The organism is Rhizobium sp. L43 (genome assembly GCF_002531725.1).
Lineage (GTDB): Bacteria > Pseudomonadota > Alphaproteobacteria > Rhizobiales > Rhizobiaceae > Rhizobium.
This window is the reverse complement of sequence record NZ_NWSQ01000011.1, coordinates 58166-79301: the sequence shown is the minus strand read 5'-3', so window position 1 is coordinate 79301 and position 21136 is coordinate 58166. Positions and strand designations below refer to the sequence as shown.

Below are 21136 nucleotides of genomic sequence, written 5' to 3'. Positions count from 1 at the left end.
CGAAGACTACAGTTCCGCCAGACTTGGAGCAGGAGGCCGTGCAGACGGTGCTTGCTCAGGCCGAGCTGCTGCTAAGGGAAATTGCTTTTCATTGAAGTCCGCGGCTACGAGCAACCTAAAACGGCGGCCGCCAATATCTGATGGTGTCCACGCCAAACCAGACTGGTGCCCCATACTGAGGTCGAGGCGCACAAATTGTTATGCAGCTTCAGTTGTTTGACATTCCGCCAATGGCTCCCGCTGTAATAGTTTGCAGTAGCACTTGCTAGCCCGGTCGACACAAGAGCCATGCCGTCATAGCGCTACCCTCATCAATGATGAAGGGCGTAATTTGTCCTAATATCCGTAACGAGAGGCTGTAAATCGGCCATCGTGTAGAAGTGGACTTTGTGCTGCTCCATTTGAGAACTAAGGAGCGATATAAAACTCTCCTCATGGACCTCGGCATCGTCGGCCACTACTACGAGACGTTTCTCTTGCAGCGTCTGACTGAATAGCAAACTCCCCTCAATCATTGCTGGGCTTGCTTTGCTAAGCGCCTTGTCTGGCTCGTCACCCAGCGATAGACCTTGAAGGAGATTGAATGACCCGTTCTGGTAACCGAACGGCGCTTCAATTTTGATCCCTCCTTCTAGGAATACAGGTTCTGGCCTTTCAAGCAGGGCATCGACACCAAACTCTTTCAGTTTGCTAGCGAGCTTGGCGTTAGCGCGCTGCTTGCGAGGCTTAGAAGATATATCGCCTACAAGTTCGGAAAATATCCTGTTCAAGTCAACTCTGGCATCGCTGACGAGAACCGAGCGCAACGGAAACAGTCTTATTTTGCCAGACCGTTGCGAGATGAACCTCTCGATATCTTCTCTTCTCCAGCCATTTCCAAATTCAGAAAAAAGCCTGCTATACAGCGAGTTCTGAAGAAGCTCGAAATGAACACCGGGGTTTACGTTGAACGCCGATTTGATCCGCTTTGGACGCTCACCGAACTTGCAAAAAACACACGGTGCCTCTGCCGCGAACAAGACCACACCAATGTTGATGTATTCTGCGCGTTCAGGATGCTCCGAATACTGGATAATTGAGAAGTATCCTTGCTTTTCTTTCATCGCTCAAAATCCCGGCAACGGCGGTTCGTCTATCAGTTTTGGCGCCAAGGTGTCTACAACGAACGTGGCGCGGGCGCAGATGAAGTCGATCAATCCCACACGAGCTAACGGCCCCAACTCCCAAGCTAGTGGCACAGAGTTAACAACTTCAGTCACGAAGTTTCGATCCAACGTCTTCAGCTTGTCGAGCGTTCCCGTAATGCCATCGGCGGTGATAAAGTCATCAAACTCGGGAAACTTGCCATAGACGCCGGCGTCTTCAATCCAATGGTTTGGCGCGGGACCATCGGGAAATGTTGGATCGCCGCCGATAAAGCAGTTCGAATGGTCGATCGGCACCAGATCATACTTATGCACGGAGGCCTGCGAGTACAACAGGTTATCCGAATTTGCGTCCTCGCCGTAGTAACGGTCCCAGTTTCTAATCCAAGTATCGAAAACGACGAGTCTTGATACGCTGTCCTTATCTCGAAGACGTCGCAGGAACACGTCAGTTCCATCCCTTGGTGTCCCCTCAACTGCTGAGGAGAAAAACAGCGGGGCGACCATCGGCCTCCCGTTCTTGCGCATAATGATCTCGATATCGCATTGATGAACAACCGCGAATGGAGGTACGGCTAGTCCAAACCAAACTGCCAACTCTGCCGCGACCAACTCCGAGATTAGAGCAGCATTTCCCATAGGGTTTCCCAGCGATTTGATGAACCCATCGCCTACGTCTGTGGCAACACGCGCAGGGCTGGTACTTGAAGTGAAATGTTGTATTTCTCGCGTGATCTCTGTTGGGCAGACTAGATTGCCGCAGGCTAGCACTTAGTACCCCGATTTTCGATCTTTGATTTCGATCACTTTACCGTTGCAAGCGGCGAGTGCAACCGCATGCTGAAGAGAATTGAAAGCTGCCTTCTGCTTGAGCCGCTTCTCGTCCTCGGGACGCCCTTATAGCGGTCATCGGCCTTGGCCACGTAGTTTGTGTTCACTCAGTTGCCAAACATCGAGCGGTTACGCGGCAGCGCCCGCTAATCGCCCGGTCCTACCCGCGCTCATCAAACAGCCGAACGCCAGTCAACCCGGCAAGCCTCCCTACCAGCGCCTCCTGAAACCCCGCATCACTAACCTCCGCCGCCGCCTCCCGCTGCTGCCGATGATACCAATACCGGCCGCTGACCTTGGCAGCTCCCGCACCACTTGCCGCAAGCCATGTCTGGGTGAGGTGCCCCATCTCAAGGTCGTCGGGCGCGCCGGCGCCGCCCATCTTTGTCGGCACCCAGCCGGGGTCCACCGCGTTGCTGAGCACATCCCGCCAATGGCGGGCGACGGCGGCTGCGAGTGTTGCGATGTAGAGCTTGCTTTCCGAGTAGGCCTGGCTGGCGTTCCATGGCCGCTTCTTCCAGTCGATATCCTCAAGCGCGTTGCTGCCGCTGCGGTGCATGCCGCTGGTGAGATAGACCAGGCGATCGGGGCGCGCGATCCATGCGGTGAGCAGATAGGGGGCAAGCACATTCACCGCCAGCGTCTTTGCGTGACCATCAGGCGTTTCGCCCCGGCTCCTCTCGAGGTAGATGCCGGCATTGTGGATGACGGCGTCCATGCGGCCGATGGCGTTGACCTGCTCGGCAATCGATCGCGTTTCGGTGGCGCTGGCGAGATCGCCGATGACGATGCCGAGGGCCGCAGCCGAAATCTCTGAGATAGCGGAGGCGCGCTCCCTGGAGCGGGCGTGCAGCACGACGTCATGGCCCTCTTTCATGAGAGTACGGGCGGCGGCAAGGCCGAGGCCATCGGTGGAACCGGTGATGAAAATACGGCTCATGGGGTTTCCCTTCGCGGTGGTGGGCGTCAGTCAATCAGCTTTCGTTGGGTTGCTCAATGCGGGAGTTGGGGTGTGGGTTCCCGGTGTTTGGTCGATATAGGTGCGGATTTTTGCGCTGTTCGGTAGCCCGTGCCACCATAGTTCCGGGGCTAAGAATTCACCAAAAGTTTTCCGTTCCACGCTTGAGTAATCAGCGTAGAATTCTGTGCTCTGGGGCGGAATGTTCGGGAGGCGTCGATGACTTTCCCACCTTCAACAGTGTCCGTGGTGCTCTTCGCAGTTGTCTTGGTCGGCCTTTGCGCGCAGAGCGATGCCCACCAATCCGGAAGCGGTTGGACATACCCGCTGTCGTGCTGCAACACCAAAGATTTCGGCGGAGACTGCGAGGCCATACCTCGATCTCAGGTGAGGAAAGGATCCAACGGATTCGCTGTAATTCTTCATCCAGGAGACCATCACCTGGTGACGAGAAACCAGTTGTTCCTCATCCCTTATGGAGATGAGGCTTTATCTGGAGACGGTGATTTTCACATCTGCCTTCATCCAACGGACGATCCCACTGAGGCGGATGGAATAGGACAGGGTGGACGGTACCATATGAACTGCTTTTTTGCGCCTCCTGACGGCGTTTGATCACCAAGCGGGCCTTGGGGGCAGTTGCTGCCTGATAGCGGATTTTTGGCTGTATCGTTCGTGCGGATGTTTGCCCCTCACTTCGCCCCGCAGGCGGGGGGCCGAAGGACGGGGCGAGACACGTGGCTCGACCCAGGCAGAGGTGGCGGCAGCCGGAGGAGGGGCTGGTCTCGCCGCCCACCATCACCCCCGCCGCCGCTCCGCTCCCGCCGCAATCGTCTGCACCAGCTCATCCACCTCCCGCGCCAGCCGCTCCAGCGGCAGGCCGACGAAGCGGCCTTCGAGGCTGATGCTGACGACGCCGTGCACCGCGCCGAAGAGGGTGCGGGCGCGGATGGCGCGGTCTTCGGGGGGCATGTCGGGTTGCAGTTCGGCCAGCGGTTCGGCGATCACGTCCATCAGGAAGAGGTGCTCGTTAAGATGCCATTGCGGCGTCGGGCTGGTTTCCGGCGGGAAGTGCTCGAACAGCGCCTTCCAGAGGTTCCGGTGTTCGACGGCGAAGCTGAGATAACCCTGCGCCAGGTTGCGCAGCCGGTCGGTCGGCGGCCGGTCCTTGGTTTTATCAAGGGTCAGCCTTGCCTCCAGCGCCTTCAGCGTCGCGGAGTTGACGTGGATGACCAGCTCGGCGAGGTCTGAAAAGACCGTGTAGAGGCCGCCGAGCGCGCAGCCGGCATCCTGGGTGATATCGCGGGCCCTCAGGTTCGCCAGACCGTCTCTGGCGATCCGCTCGCGCGCCGCCTCGATCAGCCGGGCCTTCAGGTCTTCGCGTTTTTCTTCTCGCCTACCGGCCATTCACCATTCCACTTCGATTTTTTGAACGTCGTTCAAAATTTATCTTGAACGACGTTCATGATTCTGGCATAACACCTCTCGTGAACAACGTTCATAAACCGGAGGAAGGAAATGTTCAAACTGATTTCCATTTTGTTGCGGGGCAGGGCGCATGATGCCGAGCAGGCTTTCGCCGACTGCCACGCCGTGCCGCTGCTTTCCCAGCAGATCCGCGATGCCGCCCAATCGATCCAGTCGGCGCGGCGCAGTGTCGCGGTCGCCATCGCCCAGAACGAGCAGGAGAAGGGGCAGCATGCAACGATCGTTGCCCGCATCGCCGATCTCGAGATTCGCGCTTCCGCGGCGCTGACCAAAGGCAATGAGGGGCTGGCCCGCGAGGCGGCCGAGGCGATCGCCTATCTCGAAGCCGAGCGCGACGCATCGGAAAAGGCGCAGGCCCAGTTCACCCAAGCGATCGACAAGCTGAAGGGCATCGTCCGTGCCTCCGAGGCTCGGCTGCAGGAGCTGCAGCGCGGCGAGCGGCTGGCGCGGGCGACGCAAGAGGCGCAGAAGCTTGATGTTGTCGTCGCCGGTCCGGGCTTTGCCACGCTCGACGATGCCGAGGAGACCCTGGCGCGCCTTCGCCTGCGCCAGAGCCAGAATGAGCTGACGGCCGCCGCCCTGAAGGACATGGAAGGCGCCATCCGCCCGGCCGGAATCATCGAAAAGCTTGCCAATGCCGGCTTCGGCGCGCCGCTGCGCTCATCCGCCGATGATGTGCTGGCGCGGCTGAAGAGCCGCATCACGCCCGCTGCTTAAGATCGCATCCATCCAACCATTCATCCATCGAACCATAGGGACCACTGATATGAACGACAGTTTCCAGAAACATTCCTCAAGCTGGGTCAGCTTCTCCTACATCTCCTTCGGCTCGGCTGCCTTCATGCTGGCGCTTGGCCTCTACATGATGCCGCTCGATCTCTGGGGCAAAGGCTATCTCGCCATGGGCATTCTGATGCTGGTGCAGACCACGGTGAATATCACCAAGACGCTGCGCGACAATGCCGAATCCGAGAAGCTGATCCGCAAGGTTGAGGATGCCCGCACCGAGAAACTCCTGGTCAAGTTCAATCGTAACGATGAAGATTGATCTTGGTTAACCACAGCGCAGAGTTGTTACCGCATTCAACTTTTGCGTAACAACTCTGTGGCCTTCTCTGCCAGTCGAAAGAAGGACGAGCCCGTGCAACACAATCTGATGACCTCCAGGAAATTCGCGCCGCTGTTCTGGACTCAGTTCCTGACGGCCTTCAACGACAATTTCCTCAAGAACACCCTGGTGTTCCTCATTCTCTTCAAGATGTCGGCGAGTGAAGGCGCCGCCCTGGTGACGCTTGCCGGCGTCATCCTGATCGTGCCCTTCCTGCTGCTCTCGGCGCTCGGCGGCGAACTCGCCGACAAGCACGACAAGGCGAAAATTGCCGAACTGCTGAAACGCTGCGAGATCGCGGTCGCCGCCCTTGCCGTCGTTGGCCTCGCGTTTTCCTCCATCTTCGTGCTGATGGCGGCGCTGTTCGGCTTCGGCGTCGTCTCGGCGCTGTTCGGGCCGATCAAATACGGCATCCTGCCCGATCATCTCGAGCGCCGCGACCTGCCGAAGGCCAATGCCTGGATCGAGGGTGGCACCTTCATCGCCATCCTCGCCGGCACGATCATCGCCGCCTTCGCCTTCTCCGGCGGCGACAATGTGCTGATCTTCGGCACGATGATGATGGGGCTTTCGGTGCTCTGCTGGCTGGCCAGCCGGATGATCCCGCCCACCGGCTCCAAGGCGCCGGATCTTCAGATCGACCGCAATGTCATCCGCTCCAGCTACACCCTCGTCATGGAAATCCGTCAGGACAAACGGCTGTGGCGTTCGGCGCTGATGAACTGCTGGTTCTGGCTGGTCGGCGCCTTCGTGCTCTCCATCCTGCCGACCATGGTCACCGAGCTGCTCGGCGGTTCCGAGCTCGTCGTGCCGGCCTATCTCACCGTCTTTGCCATTGCCGTTGCCGTCGGTTCGGCCATTGCCGCCTGGATGTCATCCGGCCGCATTGTGCTGCTGCCGGCCCCTGTCGGCACGGCGCTGCTCGGCCTCTTCAGCCTCGATCTCGCCTGGAACCTCTGGGGCTTGGCTTCCACAAGTCATGCGACGACGATTGGCGGTTTCTTTGCCGGAGAGAATACCATCCGCGTCGCCATCGATCTCGCCGGCATGGCGATAGCAGGCGCTTTCATCGCCGTGCCGACCTTCGCCGCCCTGCAGACCTGGGCGCATGAGGACCGCCGCGCCCGCGTCATCGGTGCCGCCAATGTGCTCTCTGCCCTGTTCATCACCGTCGGCCTCGGCCTGGTTGCCGTCGTCCAGGCGCTCGGCGCTTCCATTCCGCAGATTCTGATCGGCCTCGGCATCATCAATTTTGCTGTCGCCTGGCTGATGCTGAAGACGCTGCCGACCAATCCCTTCCGCGATTTCATCTCGATCCTGTTCCGCGCCTTCATGCGGCTGGAGGTCGAAGGCCTTGAGAATATCAAGAAGGCCGGCCGCGCGCCGATCATCGCGCTGAACCATGTCAGCCTGCTCGATGGCGCCTTGGCGCTTGCCATCACCGAGGAAGAGCCCACCTTTGCCGTCGATTACAAGATCGCCCAGGCCTGGTGGGTTCGGCCTTTCCTGAAAATGTGCAAATTCCTGCCGCTTGACCCGACAAAGCCGATGGCGACACGTTCGCTGATCAAGGTGGTGCAGGATGGCAACCCGATCGGCATCTTCCCCGAGGGCCGCCTGACGGTGACCGGCACGCTGATGAAGGTCTATGATGGCGCCGCCATGGTCGCCGACAAAACAGGCTCGATGGTCGTGCCGGTGAAGATCGACGGGCTGGAGAAGAGCTATCTCTCCTATCTCGATAACGGCAAGATCCGCCGCCGGCTGTTCCCCAAGGTCAAGGTCACCATTCTCGAACCGGTGAAGCTCGAAGTGCCGCCGGAGCTGAAAGGCCGCAAGCGCCGCACGGCGGCGGGTGCCGCCCTTTATCAGGTGATGTCGAACCTGCTGTTCCAGACTGCCGATACCTCTTCCACCGTGCTCGACCGCGTCATTCAGGCAGGTGGCGAATTCGGCATGGGCAAGCTCGCCGTCGAAGATCCGGTCACCGGCCGGCTGACCTATGGCAAGCTCCTCACCGGGGCTGCCGTGCTCGGCGCCAAATTCCGCGCCCGCTTCCCGGAAACCAACCTCGGCGTCATGCTGCCGAATGCCAATGGTGCGGCCGCCACGCTGCTCGGCGTGATGACGGCGGGCAAGGTGCCGGCGATGCTGAACTTCACCGCGGGTGCCGCCAATATCCTCTCCGCCTGCAAGGCCGCCGAAGTCAAACATGTGCTGACCTCACGCGCCTTCGTCACCCAGGCCAAGCTCGGTGCCGTGATCGAGGAGATGGAAAAGCAGGTGAAGATCGTCTGGCTCGATGATCTCCGCGCCGAAATCGGCCTCAAGGACAAGATCCTCGGGTATCTCCGCAAGGCGCGGCCGCTCGTCAAGCGCCGGCCGGATGATCCGGCGGTGATCCTCTTCACCTCGGGCTCCGAGGGCACGCCGAAGGGTGTGGTGCTGACCCACCGCAACATCCTGTCGAACGCCGCCCAGGCCGCCGCCCGCATCGATTTCCATAGCGGCGACAAGGTGTTCAACATCCTGCCCGTTTTCCATTCCTTCGGGCTGACGGCCGGCACGGTGCTGCCGTTGATCTCGGGCGTGCCGGTCTATTTCTATCCGTCGCCGCTGCATTACCGCATCGTGCCGGAGCTGATCTATGTCTCCAACGCCACGATCATCTTCGGCACCGATACCTTCCTCAACGGCTATTCGAGGACGGCCCATCCCTACGATTTCCGCTCGATCCGCTATATCTTCTCCGGCGCCGAGCCGGTGAAGGCCTCGACCCGCCAGACCTATATAGAAAAATTCGGCCTGCGCATCCTGGAAGGTTACGGCGTCACCGAGACGGCACCGGTGATTTCGATCAACACGCCGATGTACAACAAGTCGGGCACGGTCGGCAAAATCCTGCCGGGCATGGAATGGAAGCTCGAACCGGTGCCCGGCATCGATGAGGGCGGCCGGCTGCATGTGCGCGGCGCCAATGTCATGGCCGGTTACCTCCGCGCCGAAAAGCCCGGCGTGCTCGAGCCGCTGATCGACGGCTGGCACGATACCGGCGATATCGTCACGATCGACGAGGACGGCTTCGTCAAGATCCGCGGCCGCGCCAAACGCTTCGCCAAGATCGGCGGCGAAATGATCTCGCTCGCCGCCGTCGAGACGCTCGCCGCCGAGCTCTGGCCGGGCGCGCTGTCGGTCGTCTCCTCGCTGCCCGACGCCAAGAAGGGCGAGCGCCTGGTGCTCCTGACCGACGCCCCCACAGCCACCCGCGCCGAATTCCTCGCCTTCGCAAAATCCAAGGGCGCCATGGACATGATGGTGCCGGCCGAGGTCAATATCGGCAAGGTGCCGGTACTCGGCTCCGGCAAGGTGGATTTCGTCGCGGCGCGCAAGCTGGCCGAGGGTGCGGCTCAGAAGGAGGAGGCGGCGTAGGTGAAAGTTCGGGGGCGTCGTGTGGCACCCCCTCTGCCCTGCCGAGCCCGGGGTCGAGCCGCGGGTCTCGACCCGTCCTTCGGACCCCACAAGGGGGGAGATTGGCAAGGGGCGGACACCTCGTCTCTCTCTCTCTCTCTCTCTCTCTCTCTCTCTATCGATACGCTGATGCCAGCGGTCGTTGTTTGGGGAAGCCCGTGAGCCCAGCCGATCTCCCTCCTTGTGGGGGAGATGCCCGGCAGGGCAGAGGGGGGTATCCATGCACCGCGGTGGCTATGCGGCAATCTCCTGCATGTTGCCCGCGCATCAGCTTCCCCAGCCATGCAAAATTGATCCCGGAGGAAACCGACATGGCCGAAATCGATGTCTTCGACGGGCACAATGACGCGGTTCAATTCATTGCGGAATATAAATCCGCCGGCCGGGATTTTCTCTCGCGGTCGGAAAGCGGGCATCTCGATCTGCCGAGGGCGCGCGAGGGCGGTCTGGCCGGTGGGTTGTTTGCGCTGCATGCAGGCCCGGAGCGCCAGCCGGAAAATGATCTGATCATCACCGAGAACGGCTACGAGGTGATCTATGCCGAGACCGTCGATCCGGCCTATGCCCGCCGGCAGATCGAGGCACAGCGCCTGGCGCTGGAAATCTTGATCCGCCGCTCCGATGGCCGGATGCGACTGGCGGTCGATGTCGATGAGATCGCGGCCGCCAGAGCCGAGGGAGCCTTTGCCGTCGTGCTGCATATGGAAGGGGCCGAAGCGGTGGATGGCGAATTCGACTATCTCCATCGGCTGCATGCGGCGGGCCTGCGCTCGCTGGGGCCGGTCTGGAGCCGCCCGAATATATTCGGCGCCGGTGTTCCCTTCGCCTATCCGAGGTCGCCGGATACCGGTCCCGGGCTGACCGAGATCGGCAAGGAGCTGGTCAGGACCTGCAATCGGCTCGGAATCATGATCGATCTCGCGCATCTGAACGAAAAGGGATTCTGGGATGTGGCGGCTCTGAGCCACGCCCCGCTCGTCGTCACCCATGCCTGCGCCCATGCCATCTGCCCGTCGACGCGCAATCTCACCGACAGGCAGCTCGACGCCATCCGCGATAGCGATGGCGTCATCGGCTTCAACCTCTCGGTCAACGACGTCAGAGCCGATGGCCACCTGAAGGACGATACCCCGCTCGAGGCCGTCGCCCGCCATATCGACTATCTCGTCAACCGCGTCGGCGAAGACAGGGTGGCGCTGGGATCGGATTTCGACGGCGCGGTGATTCCGCGCGCCATCAAGGACGCCAGGGGCCTGCCGCATCTGTTCGAAGCGATGCGCAACAGCGGCTTCGACAAACAGGGCCTGTCGAAATTCGCTTTCGACAACTGGCTGCGCGTGTTCGCGCTGACCTGGAAGAACAGCCCGTCATCGTGAACCAGTGCGGCGCTCTGGATCGGACGTCTTCAGCCTGAGAACGAGCACCAGCGGCACAGCGGTTGCGTAGACGGCAACGACCGAGAGCCAGATGGCGCCCGGCCATTGCTGCCGGACGAGGAAATAGACGCTGGAAAAGCCAAGCGGCGCGACGATCGAGGCGAGGCTGACGGCCGAGGCGAGCACGCCCTGGAACTGGCCATGGCCTTTCTCATCGACCTGCCGGGTCGCCAGCGACTGCAGTGCCGGCACGCCGATGCCGCCGAGCGTGAAGACCGGCATGATCGCAAAGATCATCCAGCTCCGGTCGGCAAAGGCCATGACGGTGAGCGCGATCGAGACGCCGGCGACGCCGACAAGGATCGCCCCGCGTTCGCCGAAGAGCTTGACGGCCGGGCCTGGAAGAAAGGCCTGGGCCAGCGTCTGGCAGATGCCGAAGGCGCCGAGCGACAGGCCGATCGACAGCCCGCTCCAGTGGAAGGCCTCGCTTCCCCAGAGCGCCCAGCAGGTGCCGTAGGCCTCGCCAGTGGCGCTGAAGATGAAGAAGAGGATGATGACGGGCAGCAGGCTTTTGACCTCCAGCACCGCGCGCAGCGGCTTCAGCGGATTGAGCGTCGACAGCGCGATCTTTTCGCGGCTGCCGGGGCGCGATTCCGGCAGGATGAAGAAAGCGAGCAGCAGGTTGGCGCCATTCAGCGCCGCGGCGGCGATGAAAGGCAGCCGCAGCCAGTGATCGCCGAGCACGCCGCCGAGAACCGGGCCGATGATGAAGCCGAGGCCGAACATGGCGTTGAAGAGGCCGAAGCGGCGGGCGCGCGTCTCCTCCGGCGAAATGTCGGTGATATAAGCGGTCGCGACCGAGATATTGGCGCTGGTCAGCCCGGCGATCGCCCGACCGACGAACAGCAGCAGCAGATTGGGCGCGAAGGCCAGGAACAGGTAGTTGACGGCGGCGCCCGCAAGCGAAATCAGCAGCACCGGCCGGCGGCCGAGCCGGTCGCTCAGCGCCCCGAGCACCGGCGCGAAGATGAACTGCATCACCGCGTAAAGCGCGGTCAGCGTGCCGATAGTGGGCGCGACGTTTTCGGCATGGGTGATGTCCTGCAAGAGCGACGGCAGGATCGGGAAGATGAGGCCGATGCCGACGGCATCGAGGACAATGGCGGTGAAGATGACGATGAGAGATCTGGTCATGGTGCGTTCCGGGTCGACGCGAGCGCACAGCGCCGTTAACGCGCGCCGACGGCTCACGATGAGGCCTGAGCAGGGTCAGGCGTTTGGTTTCTGGGAGTGCTGGCCGAACCATGGCGGAAAGCGCATGGATGGCGTGTGCTCGACCACCTGGACGACCATTCGTCCACCTGTTTACTCCGCCACTGAGCGGATCAAGGAAGGCAGTCGCTTTTCGCGACGCGCAAGACATACGCCGGCCGGCGGTTTGCGGCAAGCCTGTTTTTGCCGGGGTGCCTCAGGTCAAGCCCACGGCTGTTAGGTTCGCGCTAATGGCTGCCCCTCACCCTAACCTTACCGGGGTCGAGCCACTCGTCTCGACCCGTCCTTCGGACCCCCGTAAAAACGGGGCGAGGGGACGTGCCCTGCGAAAGGTCGGCGTGGGACGGAGAGCTTGCGGCATGGTCCCTTCGCCCCGCGAGCGGGAGAAGGTGCCGGCAGGCGGATGAGGGGCTGCCAAACGCGCGAACATCACCGCAGCCATAGCAATGACGCGTTTCGCCTGTCGTTCGGCGCATATGAGCTTGTCGACGCGGGCCAGTCGCTTCACCATAACGGCCGACTTCAGCTCCGGAAACAGACAGGCAGGCAATGACCGATATCGTGCAGATGCAGGAACAGCGACTGATTGCCCTTCGGCAGACCGCCTCGGGTGCGCCGAAACTGCCGTCCAACCCGTTCTTCGGCGTCGGGCCGATCACCGATGCGACGACCGACGAGGTGGACAGCCGCCTGCGGCGCATCGCCTTCGACGCCTGGATCGAAAAGACCTATCGCAAGTTCGACGACCGGGGCAATGATATCGGCGGCTTCACCACGGCCGAGATTTCCCGCAGCATGCATCGCGGCTATCCGGCCGACAAGATCCTGACCGACATGATGCGGGCGATCCATCGCTATTTCGGCTTTCCCAAGACGAACCGCATGGCGGTGGGGCTCGGCGGCGGCCACAGCGGTTTCACCGTCTGCATCCAGCACCTGATGAATGCCAACGACGCCGGCCAGCGCGTCTATGTCGATACGCCGCGGCCGGAGAGCGATCCGTCCAAGGCGGCCGGCTTCTTCCGCCAGTCCTGGGCCACACAGCTGATCGAGATGCAGCGCTTTGCCGAAAAGGGCTGTGAGAGCCGCATTCATTTCGCCGCTTCCGAAGGCGTGATCCCGACGGCGGCCGAACTTGCCGCCCTCGGCGTTTCGATCTTCGTCGGCGTCGGTCACGAGACGACGGGGGCCAATGCCTATACCAGCGGCGAAATCCACGAACTCCTGAACTGGCTCGACGGCGATCCGGCCAATCGCCATGCGGTGTTCGACGCCACCTCGATGCTCGGCGCCATGCCGTGGGAGCCTGAACTGGTCAGCGCCGTGATGGCGAAATGCTGCCTGTTCATGCCGTTCCAGAAGGCGATCGGCGGGGTTTCCGGCTATTTCGTCGCCTCCTTCACGCCGCATGCGTTGGCGCTGATCGAGAAGAACCAGCAGGATCCGGCCTGGGCGATCCCGCGCCAGCTGAAGATCGCGCCGCCGATCGATCCCAGGCAGCCGTTTTCGGCCAAGCGCTCCGTCGATGCCGGGCCGTTCTACGATCCGGCCGAAGACCGCATGCTCGGCGGCGTCATCAACACCTACAGCGCGCTCGCCTTTGCCGAGACCACCTTCGGCCTGCTGCAGTCGGAGGCAAGGGTCGGCTCCGTCGTCGAGCTCAACCGCCGGTCCGCCGCCAATCGCGCCGTGATCGACGAGTGGGTCAAGTCGCATCCGCTGCTGTCGCTTGTAGTCACCGATGCCGAACGGCGCGGTGCGGCGGTGACGCTTCTGAAGGTCGAGGACGACGGCATCACCGATGCCGGCATCCACGCCCGCATCATCGCCCGGTCGAAGCAGCTGCTCGGTTATGAGGGCATCACCCATCCGAACGGCGAATACGAGCCCGGCCTCGACGCGGCCCGCTACGTCAACGCCTTCCCGGGCACGCCAGGCGACTACCGCGCCTGGGTCGGCGGTATCCGCGAGCCCGAAGATGTCGTCGCCCTCTTGGAAAATCTGCAATATGCCTATCTCAGCGCCAAGATCGTCGTTCTCGAAGAGGAACTCGCCAAGCAGGGCGTGACCTTCGAGGCGCCTGATAAAACAGATGGCGCCGCGCGCAAGGACGATCCGAACCACGCCTACACGGTGCTGATCGCCGACCTCGTCGGCCTGCGCTTCGGCGCCGACGGCGAGCCTGATTACAGCGAGGTCAAGGCCTATATCGAGGAAAAGGGCGGCGCCTTCCATCTCGGCCCGGTCGGTGACCGCGCGAGGCTCGAAAAGGGCCGCATCCATTTCTTCTATCAGCCGAACCTCAGCACCGAGGCGGAGATCCTGCCGCAGACCGACAAGGGCCAGTACGACGCGCTGATCGCCGCGGCGACCTTCATCCCGAAGGCCTCGGTCTTCCCGCGCGGCGGCGTGCGCATCGGCGCCGGCACCGGCAATATGGGCTCGGCCTCCTGGGGCGGCGGCAACGGCGAGGGCGGCGACGCGCCCCTGATGAACACGCCCGGCATCAACAGCCGGGCGACCGCCCAGATGGCTGTGAAAGCGATCCTGAAGGTCGTTCCCGACCTGCCGGTCGATAGTTTGCACCGGCTGGTCGCCGGCGGCGATTTCGACACCGGCCGTCAGCTCAAGGACTTTCCGACGGCAAAGCTTGAGGGCCGGAAGCTTGCCGTTCTCGGCTACGGCAATATCGGCCGCGAAGTCGCCAAGCTCGCCAAGGCCTTCGGCATGACGGTGGCGATCTACGCCCGCGAGCACCACAGGCGCTGGATCGAGGCCGAGGGCTTCGCCTATGCGGCAAGCCCGGTCGAAGCGGCAAGCGGCGCCGACGTGCTGTCCGTTCATATCGGCCTCGGCCGCCTGGACGCATCGACCGGCCTCTATTCCAATGCCGGCACAGTCGATGCGAAAGTGCTCTCCGCCATGAAGGACGGCGCCGTGCTCGTCAATTACGACCGCGGCGAAGTCGTCGATCCCTATGCGCTCGACGCAGCGCTTTCCTCCGGCAAGATCGCCCATGCGGCAATCGACGCCGATCTGTTCAAGGATGCCGCGACCGGCGCACTCAGCGGGCCGATGCTGCCCTACCTGCCGCTCGAACAGCGCCACAAGGGCAGACTGGAGCTGCTACCGCACGCCGCCGCCGACACCGACCACCCCTCGCGGGTGACCGGCGCCAAGCAGGCGGTCGACCAGATCTTCGACGTCATCCGCTTCAAATCCGTCGTCAATCTCAAGGGCGACCTGCCGGAAGGCCACACCTCGGCCGGCAGCCGCACGCCGGCCGGCATCGGCAAGGTGACGAAGCAGGTCGTCACGGCGGCCGCCGGCAAGGCAGAGCTTCTGGAAGAATTGCGCCAGGCCTCGGAAAAGATCGCCGCCATATCAGGTGCGCTTTCCGCCGTGTCCGACCCGGATCACCGCGGCCGGATCATCGAACGCTACACCGGCCTTCTCGTCGAAAACGCCGACAGGCAGCGCGCACTTCTCGATCAGCTCGGCCTCTACGGGCCGGCGGAGGGCTGAGCTGCACCGGCAGTGACCCGGTAAAACAAAACAGGCGGCACATCGGCCGCCTGTCTTCGCTTCCTTGGACAAACCGTCCGTTACTTCTGTTCCGGCGCCAGGAACTCGGCGCAATAGGACGGGCCGTCGACGCCGGGGATGTCGGCGACGGTGCGGATGTCGCGGATCGTGTAATCGGAGCTGGTGGTGATTTCGGCCTGGCAGCGCAGATAGGCGGTGCGGGCCGACGAAATCTGCTTGCCGCGTTTGCCGTCGGCGCCTTCGGCATATTTTGCCGGGATGCGCACGGTCTTGTAGCCGCCGCGCCAGGTATAGACGGTGGTGGCGCCTTCCTCGCGGTCGCTGATCGGCGGTCCGTAGGCGGCAAAGAAGATGCCGGCCGATTTGCCGACCCAGCGGGCCTCGATCGGATTGCCGGCGGAAGGTATGGTCGTGCATCCGGCAAGCCCAATGGCAAGCCCGGCCGCGGTCATGGTGCGGAATTTCATCGTGTCGTCCCTGATCTCTAGCGCATTGGCTGCGACGCCGCTTTTACGGGCGGTTTCGCCTGTCCCGTCGAGCCCTTTAGCGCGGAACCCGGCAAAAGAAAATTGCCCCTGTGGCACTTCCCGACGATTTGCTCCGGGTGTGTCTTTTTGCTGCAGCAGCGCACTGCCGGCCCTGTCATCAACCCGTCAAAAATTCCGCCGGTTTTTTGGAATTTGGTGCTTGTGCAACCAGATAGGCTGTTCTATAGAAGCGCCGCTGGTCACGGAGTGTAGCGCAGTCTGGTAGCGCACCACGTTCGGGACGTGGGGGTCGAGTGTTCGAATCACTCCACTCCGACCAGCTAGAAACCCCGCTCCGGCGGGGTTTTTCGCTTCTGGCGCTGCTATGCCGATTTTTTGCCCGGCAATGATTGATCATCTCTTGCGACCAGCTCTCCCCCTAGTGAAAGCCGCGCCAACGTTGGCTTGGTGATCCGGGCGGTGATGGCCATGGTCTTCTCCGGCGTCTCCAGGGAAGTCAAGCAGGCTTTTTGGTCGCCGGCCGGGTGGGTAGGGGCCATCGAATGGAACCAACCCCGGCCAGCGCCGTTGTACGCGAGGGAGTCCCGCCATGAGCAACGCCCGTCAGGCGCAAAGGAGATGGTGATGGTACTCCCAGGAGAACGCACATGGATCTCACAACCCTTCTCATCATCGTTGTGATACTTCTTTTGCTGGGCGGCGGCGGCTGGTACGGCAGGGGACGCTGGTATTAAACGACGGTCGACGTGGCCGCATCACTGGGTTGACGAGCGCTCCGGCTAACTGAGCGCGGCGGGACGGGGCCATTGGCATTGGCCGGCCAGTTCAGGCTGCCGCCCTCTCAGTGTCTTCATCATGAAGTTTCCCCGACTCCGTCAGGGTCCGTTGCAACTCCGTAACGAACGGGATCCTCGCCAATTTCCGCCATGCCTTCGACGAGGGTGGACATCAGCTGTTCACGGCGAGCGGGCCGCATCAAAGACAGTCCGCGCGAAATTGCGTCCCGCCACGCCTGACCGCGTTCCCACGCCTCGCAATAGGCCAGCGCAAGATCGGAATGGCGGCGTGTCGCGCCCATCGCCTCGAAAAGATGGGATGCCTGCTGCACGTCCTTTTCGCGCTTGAGCGCGCCGTTGTCGTCGTTCTGCCGCCGCGAGGCGACGATCAGCTTGTGGACTGCGTACCGCTCCGGAGCGGGAACGTTGACCGTAACGCCGCTCTTGTGAAGCATCACCGTCCGAATGGGGTTATAGATGAGGTAATCGAGAAATCTGAGCGGTTCAGCGGAAATGCCCCCAAGGGCAGGCATGTCAGCGGGCTTGTGCTGGTTGTCGTCGCTGCCCGTATTCGGCGTCAGGAACTCGACCTTGTAGCTCTTCGAATTCACGAACTGGGTCGAACGTGTCGGGTTGTTGAGATGCGGGACCTCCCGGAAAGTCGGGTCCAGCCTTTCGAGGACCCCTCGAATGGGCGGAATGCTGTCGTTGACCGCCGTCGAGATCGAATGGAACTGGGCGAAATCGGCGTCGCCCGTCTGCATGAGCGACGACGGCAGTCGAAGGCCGAGCACGCCGGAATAGGTGTGGAATGCCACGGTGCCGACGAGAACCGCGCGCAGACGGAACAGCCCTGCGTTGGCAAGCGCCTCGACGACGTCGCCCGTAAACCTGGGCGGTGCGTTCATCCCGCCTTCTCTGGTCAGCGTGGCCACCATGCGCCGGCGGTTTCTGAGATCATCCTTGATGGCGCCGAATTCGGTCACCCTTTTCGTGACCTCCTCGTCGCTCTTCGGCCCGACATACGACCGTTTGACACCGTTCTGGCCCGGAAGGTCGAAATACCAATATTCCTTGCCCTTCACCGGGACGGAGACGAACCGACCCTCCAGCGGGAACTCGGCGACGAAGCTTGCGTCCAGCGACCGCTGACCCAGCTCGGCCAGCATGGTCTGATACATCAAGTCGATTTCGCGGACGGGCATGGATTCTTCCCAGGTTATAACTTTCTTGCGAAAAGATTATAACCCCGAATTCCATCGTCCGGAAGCCTTGCTCTTGTCGGTTATAACTTTTTTGCAGGAAAGTTATAACCGGTACGCGAGCGTGGCCTGAGCCAGGTTCGATTCGCCGCACTCCCGAATCAACCGGAACGAGTCCCCAAGTGATTCGTTGAGTCGCGTGGCCAGCGTGAGGGGCTGTATCATGAGCAAGCGACGAAGGTTCAAACCGGTGAAGATCACCATCAATGGCAAGGTGCGGACGGTCTATAATGTCGTTCAGGCCGGCAACACTTTGCTGAACGATTGGCCGGAGCAGACGCCGGCGGCCGAGGCGGCCGAACGGCTTGTGCTCGATGTCTTCAACGATGCCGCCGAGCCCGAGCAGGTGCGGCGGGCATTCATTACCGCGGCCAAGGCCAGCGACATCAAGTACAGCTCCTAAGCTGAAATATCTGGAAAAGCCTTGGCTCAGTGCCATGACAGCTATTCCTGACGGCTGAGATCCTGGTTCTTGAACTGCGTCTCCATCCAGGAGGCGGTAACGAGCGCGGCGAGGAAGCCGAAGGTGAGGCAGGTGATCGCCTGGGTCCGCCACGAGACGAAGGTAACCGGCGCCGGGGTGACGGGCTTTTCAGCGCATTTGCCGGGCGGGCAGGCGCAGCCGGAAAAGGCTTTGATCAGGCAATCGCTCATGATGGACAGCCTTTCACCGTGTGGATGGCGGCAAGGATCTTCTGGTGCAGCGGGCAGCCGCGATCGTCGCTGCCGTCGAAAAAACGTTCGGCCTCCACCAGCGCCGTCAGGAGATCGGGCGCCCCGGCGGTGAAGCGGGTCTTTTCGGTTGTTCCGGCCGGTCGTCCGGCGGGACGGGGAAGGCTCTCGGGCGATGGTTCGGATGTGGGATTGGCGGCAGGCATCGCAGCTCTCCTCAGGCGTAAAGCTGGTCGGTATCGGTGATGCCCATGATCTCGCGGGCATAGCGGTAATGCTCTTCGACGCTGGCGCTTGCGCCGCGCAGCCAGGACGGGCCGCGGATCGAATGTTCGGGACGGCGGAGAAAGGCAAAGCCGAGGGCGCCCATGCGCTGGGCTTCGTTGGCCATATAGGCGCGGCAGTCGTGGGCCGTGCGCGCCGCATTCCAGCGGGCATCCCGCTTGCTCTCCTCGGTTTCGATATTGCGGATGTGCTGCATCGCCCTGTCCTCTCGCGCCTCTGATCGGCCTGTGGAGAAAAGGTATATATAATACCCCATCGCGTCAATCGTAAAAGGTATTGAAAATACCCTTGTGATTGACGAGGTACGAATCATAGGCGTATGTCTGGATCCAGTGATTGGGCGACCGGGTGCAACTCCCGAGCTGACGAAGCCCAGCGGCGCGGGAAGCGAAAGTCCTTAAGTGCGCTGTCAGAAAATCAGGACGAGGGCGAAGCGAATGGCCCCTCTGGCACGTGTCCCATCCCGGCTCCGGCCTTCAGGACCTTGGCCAATGCTCTCCCGGCTTCATGGGCTTTGCTCATGGGGTAGGGGGAAGCTTTGGCCGGAACCCTCCCTCACCAGCCTTCAGGAGCTAAGACAGAAAGATAGAAATCAAAACCTATCTTGGAGTCTGGTGTGGAAGAAAAAGGAGGCCGGCCATGCGCGGCGAAATCGAATTCGCCGACGAGATGATCGAAGCCGGCCTGGGATCGCCGAATTCTACGATCGGTGGGAGGAGAAGCTGCCGAAGGACATCGCGGTCACTCGTTCCATGCGGCGGCGGTGATGAGGATGCGCGAACGGCAACCGGACCTTCAACAACTTGTGGTTTCAGAGGATGAATCGTCGCGATATCCCTCGTGATCCCGGCGGGCTTCAGAGCGAAATCCTACAGGCCGTAGATCTCCCGCTCGGCGCTGAAGGCGAGAAGCAGCACTGCTGATGTGACGATATAGAACCAGATTCTGCCGGCGCGCGAGGAGGGGCGGATCATATTGGTTTCCCTAGTGAAATAGGATTGATTCGCGGTGTTGCTTCCGAGCCTTGGGTCATTCCTACATCTCGATGATCGATCGGCGGACGCGGCCGACGATGGTGACGGCGCCCTGGAATTCCGGCGGCGGTACGTCCTCGTAGGAGGCAGGCTGGAAGGGCGGATTGTCGTTCGGGCGGTAGCGCTTGTAGGTGGCGGCGCCCGTCTCGTCGGCGACGACATAGAGCGCGTTCGGCGCCAGGCGTTTGTCGCGCAGATTGACGAAGATGATCGAGCCGGGCGGCGAGATCTTGTTCATCGAATTGCCTTCGACCTCGAGCGCGATCCATTCGCCATCGGGAAGATCGAGCGCGGCGACGGTCGGGAATTCCGAAAAGTCGGTGATCGGCGCCTGCTCGCTCAGCTGGCCGGCGCTGACCCAGGAGATCTTCGGCACATCGGCGACGGAGACCGGCAGCTCATCCGGATCGAGCGCGTTGCCAGTTCCGAACTGCAGCCAGTTGAGATTGACCTTGAACGCGCGGGCATACTTCTTCGCATCGGCAATGCCGAAGCCGTTGCGGCCGGATTCGTGCGCCTTGTAGACATTGGCGTTCCAGCCGAGCCGATCGACGATCGCCTTCGGCCCGGCAAAGCCGGCATTCTTCCTGGCCATAACCAGCCGCTTTGCGCGTTCTTCGCGCTCAAATTGTTCCTGATCTTTCAACATGATATAAATTATACCCCAAAAAAAGGTATATGTAATGCCCTATTGCGCTTGACGTCACGGGTATTAATTGTACCCTAATGAGCATGACACACAGCGACACCATCCAGAACGGGCTCAGCCTTTCCCGCTACACCGAGGGCCCCCGCTACACCGAGTGCCCTCGCTACAGCGGGTGCGGGATGTGCGGCAAGGCGCTGTCGATTGCCGAGGTGATCGAGCGCCACTGCGAAAATTGCGGCCAGCAGACGAGTCCGAAAGAGATGCGGGAAATCCTGCCCGGCGCTCTTTTGATCACCCATCCCGACGGCGTCACTCCTCCCTGACGGCGATCGGCGGCCGGCGTCGTCGCCCCCCTCGGCGACGCCGGCATCTCACTCCCCGGGCCGGAGGCCCAAGCAGACGAGCGGAGCCTTGCTCCAACAACAGCACCGCTGCGGCGGCAACGGCAAGCCGCGCCCGAATCGAAAACAAGGATGAAACGATGAGCATCCAAGCCAAGGCCGCGCAGCAACGAGACGTCCGCATGAGCGCGCTCGAGCTCTTCCGCACCGGCCGGGATTATATCGAAATCGCGGCCCTTCTCGGAATGTCGGTGCCTTCGGTCGAAATCGAGATCCACCGGCTGCGCAGCGCCGAGAAGGGCGACACCGCCCAGCAGGATCATGCCGGCGCTGAGACCCGCCGGTTTGCCCGCCGTCCCCTCAAGCCGGGCACGCCGGTCAATTTTGCCGGCCGCCGGGTTTGTAGGGGACGGCGGGTTTGAGATCGGCCATCCGGC

19 protein-coding genes and 1 tRNA gene are annotated in these 21136 nt (G+C 61.9%); 9 read left to right on the top strand and 11 right to left on the bottom strand.

All coding sequences use genetic code 11. The annotated features are described in order from the left end of the window. Window positions 1-311 precede the first annotated feature (311 nt). The 4 genes from CO667_RS16030 to CO667_RS16010 form a co-directional block, all read right to left on the bottom strand. Complete coding sequence (locus CO667_RS16030; protein ID WP_097619304.1) at window positions 312-1103, bottom strand: DUF3037 domain-containing protein; 792 nt, start codon at window positions 1101-1103, stop codon at window positions 312-314. 3 nt (window positions 1104-1106) lie between these two features. After that, complete coding sequence (locus tag CO667_RS16025) at window positions 1107-1784, bottom strand: HipA family kinase (protein WP_097619303.1); 678 nt, start codon at window positions 1782-1784, stop codon at window positions 1107-1109. A 352-nt stretch (window positions 1785-2136) separates the two neighbouring features. Further along, entirely contained in the window at window positions 2137-2916 is a 780-nt protein-coding gene (locus CO667_RS16020; protein WP_097619302.1) for an SDR family NAD(P)-dependent oxidoreductase, read from the bottom strand. A gap of 816 nt (window positions 2917-3732) precedes the next feature. Continuing rightward, complete coding sequence (locus CO667_RS16010; protein ID WP_097619301.1) at window positions 3733-4341, bottom strand: TetR/AcrR family transcriptional regulator; 609 nt, start codon at window positions 4339-4341, stop codon at window positions 3733-3735. 111 nt (window positions 4342-4452) lie between these two features. On the opposite strand from CO667_RS16010, the gene CO667_RS16005 reads away from it, so the two are divergent. The 4 genes from CO667_RS16005 to CO667_RS15990 all read left to right on the top strand — a co-directional run bounded on the left by CO667_RS16005 (window position 4453) and on the right by CO667_RS15990 (window position 10374). Further along, window positions 4453-5139 carry a PspA/IM30 family protein gene (locus CO667_RS16005; protein WP_097619300.1) on the top strand — a complete coding sequence of 229 codons (687 nt, stop codon included), beginning with the start codon at window positions 4453-4455 and terminating at the stop codon, window positions 5137-5139. Window positions 5140-5188: 49 nt separating this feature from the next. Continuing rightward, the gene (locus CO667_RS16000) at window positions 5189-5470 is read left to right on the top strand and encodes a YiaA/YiaB family inner membrane protein (RefSeq protein ID WP_003557239.1); all 282 of its coding nucleotides are present in this window, start codon (window positions 5189-5191) and stop codon (window positions 5468-5470) included. Between the two features lie 93 nt (window positions 5471-5563). Then, window positions 5564-8959, top strand: a complete 3396-nt coding sequence (locus tag CO667_RS15995; RefSeq protein ID WP_097619299.1) for an acyl-[ACP]--phospholipid O-acyltransferase — start codon at window positions 5564-5566, stop codon at window positions 8957-8959. Between the two features lie 350 nt (window positions 8960-9309). Then, on the top strand, window positions 9310-10374 hold the full coding sequence (locus CO667_RS15990; RefSeq protein ID WP_097619298.1) for a dipeptidase: 1065 nt from the start codon (window positions 9310-9312) through the stop codon (window positions 10372-10374). On the opposite strand, the gene CO667_RS15985 is transcribed toward CO667_RS15990, so the two are convergent. Beyond that, on the bottom strand, window positions 10366-11568 hold the full coding sequence (locus tag CO667_RS15985; RefSeq protein WP_097619297.1) for a TCR/Tet family MFS transporter: 1203 nt from the start codon (window positions 11566-11568) through the stop codon (window positions 10366-10368). The genes CO667_RS15990 and CO667_RS15985 overlap by 9 nt on opposite strands. Window positions 11569-12195: 627 nt before the next feature. Here CO667_RS15985 and CO667_RS15980 point away from each other — a divergent pair. Then, window positions 12196-15171 carry an NAD(P)-dependent oxidoreductase gene (locus CO667_RS15980; RefSeq protein WP_097619296.1) on the top strand — a complete coding sequence of 992 codons (2976 nt, stop codon included), beginning with the start codon at window positions 12196-12198 and terminating at the stop codon, window positions 15169-15171. Window positions 15172-15251: 80 nt separating this feature from the next. On the opposite strand, the gene CO667_RS15975 is transcribed toward CO667_RS15980, so the two are convergent. Beyond that, window positions 15252-15659 carry a hypothetical protein gene (locus CO667_RS15975; RefSeq protein ID WP_097619295.1) on the bottom strand — a complete coding sequence of 136 codons (408 nt, stop codon included), beginning with the start codon at window positions 15657-15659 and terminating at the stop codon, window positions 15252-15254. A 263-nt stretch (window positions 15660-15922) separates the two neighbouring features. On the opposite strand from CO667_RS15975, the gene CO667_RS15970 reads away from it, so the two are divergent. Continuing rightward, window positions 15923-15999 (top strand) — tRNA-Pro (locus CO667_RS15970). Window positions 16000-16533: 534 nt separating this feature from the next. Here CO667_RS15970 and CO667_RS15965 read toward each other — a convergent pair. After that, window positions 16534-17661: a GSU2403 family nucleotidyltransferase fold protein gene (locus CO667_RS15965; protein ID WP_179874157.1), complete on the bottom strand. Its 1128-nt coding sequence runs from the start codon at window positions 17659-17661 to the stop codon at window positions 16534-16536. 220 nt (window positions 17662-17881) lie between these two features. Between CO667_RS15965 and CO667_RS15960 the strand changes: the two genes are divergently transcribed. After that, window positions 17882-18121 (top strand): DUF982 domain-containing protein, encoded by a 240-nt coding sequence (locus CO667_RS15960; RefSeq protein ID WP_097619294.1) that lies wholly within the window; start codon window positions 17882-17884, stop codon window positions 18119-18121. Window positions 18122-18162: 41 nt separating this feature from the next. Here CO667_RS15960 and CO667_RS15955 read toward each other — a convergent pair whose 3' ends face one another. The 4 genes from CO667_RS15955 to CO667_RS15940 form a co-directional block, all read right to left on the bottom strand. Then, window positions 18163-18372 (bottom strand): hypothetical protein, encoded by a 210-nt coding sequence (locus tag CO667_RS15955; protein ID WP_097619293.1) that lies wholly within the window; start codon window positions 18370-18372, stop codon window positions 18163-18165. Next, window positions 18369-18596 carry a hypothetical protein gene (locus CO667_RS15950; RefSeq protein WP_097619292.1) on the bottom strand — a complete coding sequence of 76 codons (228 nt, stop codon included), beginning with the start codon at window positions 18594-18596 and terminating at the stop codon, window positions 18369-18371. The genes CO667_RS15955 and CO667_RS15950 overlap by 4 nt, the downstream gene beginning before the upstream one ends. An 11-nt stretch (window positions 18597-18607) precedes the next feature. Continuing rightward, window positions 18608-18871, bottom strand: a complete 264-nt coding sequence (locus tag CO667_RS15945) for a hypothetical protein (protein WP_097619291.1) — start codon at window positions 18869-18871, stop codon at window positions 18608-18610. An 839-nt stretch (window positions 18872-19710) separates the two neighbouring features. After that, on the bottom strand, window positions 19711-20358 hold the full coding sequence (locus CO667_RS15940) for a S24 family peptidase (RefSeq protein WP_097619290.1): 648 nt from the start codon (window positions 20356-20358) through the stop codon (window positions 19711-19713). A 77-nt stretch (window positions 20359-20435) separates the two neighbouring features. On the opposite strand from CO667_RS15940, the gene CO667_RS34820 reads away from it, so the two are divergent. Together CO667_RS34820 and CO667_RS15935 are read left to right on the top strand one after the other, a co-directional pair. Further along, a complete protein-coding gene (locus tag CO667_RS34820) occupies window positions 20436-20681 on the top strand; it encodes a hypothetical protein (RefSeq protein ID WP_143540716.1) in 246 nt (81 codons plus the stop codon). Between the two features lie 158 nt (window positions 20682-20839). Next, window positions 20840-21121, top strand: coding sequence for an RNA polymerase subunit sigma-70 (locus CO667_RS15935; RefSeq protein WP_097619289.1), 282 nt, complete (start codon window positions 20840-20842; stop codon window positions 21119-21121). The last annotated feature ends 15 nt before the right edge of the window (window positions 21122-21136 follow it).

What these genes read in the sequence shown, in the direction of transcription:
- CO667_RS16030 (WP_097619304.1), bottom strand. Translation starts at nt 1,103, where the DNA reads ATGAAAGAAAAGCAAGGATACTTCTCAATTATCCAGTATTCGGAGCAT.
- CO667_RS16025 (WP_097619303.1), bottom strand. Translation starts at nt 1,784, where the DNA reads ATGGGAAATGCTGCTCTAATCTCGGAGTTGGTCGCGGCAGAGTTGGCA.
- CO667_RS16020 (WP_097619302.1), bottom strand. Translation starts at nt 2,916, where the DNA reads ATGAGCCGTATTTTCATCACCGGTTCCACCGATGGCCTCGGCCTTGCC.
- CO667_RS16010 (WP_097619301.1), bottom strand. Translation starts at nt 4,341, where the DNA reads ATGGCCGGTAGGCGAGAAGAAAAACGCGAAGACCTGAAGGCCCGGCTG.
- CO667_RS16005 (WP_097619300.1), top strand. Translation starts at nt 4,453, where the DNA reads ATGTTCAAACTGATTTCCATTTTGTTGCGGGGCAGGGCGCATGATGCC.
- CO667_RS16000 (WP_003557239.1), top strand. Translation starts at nt 5,189, where the DNA reads ATGAACGACAGTTTCCAGAAACATTCCTCAAGCTGGGTCAGCTTCTCC.
- CO667_RS15990 (WP_097619298.1), top strand. Translation starts at nt 9,310, where the DNA reads ATGGCCGAAATCGATGTCTTCGACGGGCACAATGACGCGGTTCAATTC.
- CO667_RS15985 (WP_097619297.1), bottom strand. Translation starts at nt 11,568, where the DNA reads ATGACCAGATCTCTCATCGTCATCTTCACCGCCATTGTCCTCGATGCC.
- CO667_RS15980 (WP_097619296.1), top strand. Translation starts at nt 12,196, where the DNA reads ATGACCGATATCGTGCAGATGCAGGAACAGCGACTGATTGCCCTTCGG.
- CO667_RS15975 (WP_097619295.1), bottom strand. Translation starts at nt 15,659, where the DNA reads ATGAAATTCCGCACCATGACCGCGGCCGGGCTTGCCATTGGGCTTGCC.
- CO667_RS15965 (WP_179874157.1), bottom strand. Translation starts at nt 17,661, where the DNA reads ATGCCCGTCCGCGAAATCGACTTGATGTATCAGACCATGCTGGCCGAG.
- CO667_RS15960 (WP_097619294.1), top strand. Translation starts at nt 17,882, where the DNA reads ATGAGCAAGCGACGAAGGTTCAAACCGGTGAAGATCACCATCAATGGC.
- CO667_RS15955 (WP_097619293.1), bottom strand. Translation starts at nt 18,372, where the DNA reads ATGAGCGATTGCCTGATCAAAGCCTTTTCCGGCTGCGCCTGCCCGCCC.
- CO667_RS15950 (WP_097619292.1), bottom strand. Translation starts at nt 18,596, where the DNA reads ATGCCTGCCGCCAATCCCACATCCGAACCATCGCCCGAGAGCCTTCCC.
- CO667_RS15945 (WP_097619291.1), bottom strand. Translation starts at nt 18,871, where the DNA reads ATGCAGCACATCCGCAATATCGAAACCGAGGAGAGCAAGCGGGATGCC.
- CO667_RS15940 (WP_097619290.1), bottom strand. Translation starts at nt 20,358, where the DNA reads ATGTTGAAAGATCAGGAACAATTTGAGCGCGAAGAACGCGCAAAGCGG.
- CO667_RS34820 (WP_143540716.1), top strand. Translation starts at nt 20,436, where the DNA reads ATGAGCATGACACACAGCGACACCATCCAGAACGGGCTCAGCCTTTCC.
- CO667_RS15935 (WP_097619289.1), top strand. Translation starts at nt 20,840, where the DNA reads ATGAGCATCCAAGCCAAGGCCGCGCAGCAACGAGACGTCCGCATGAGC.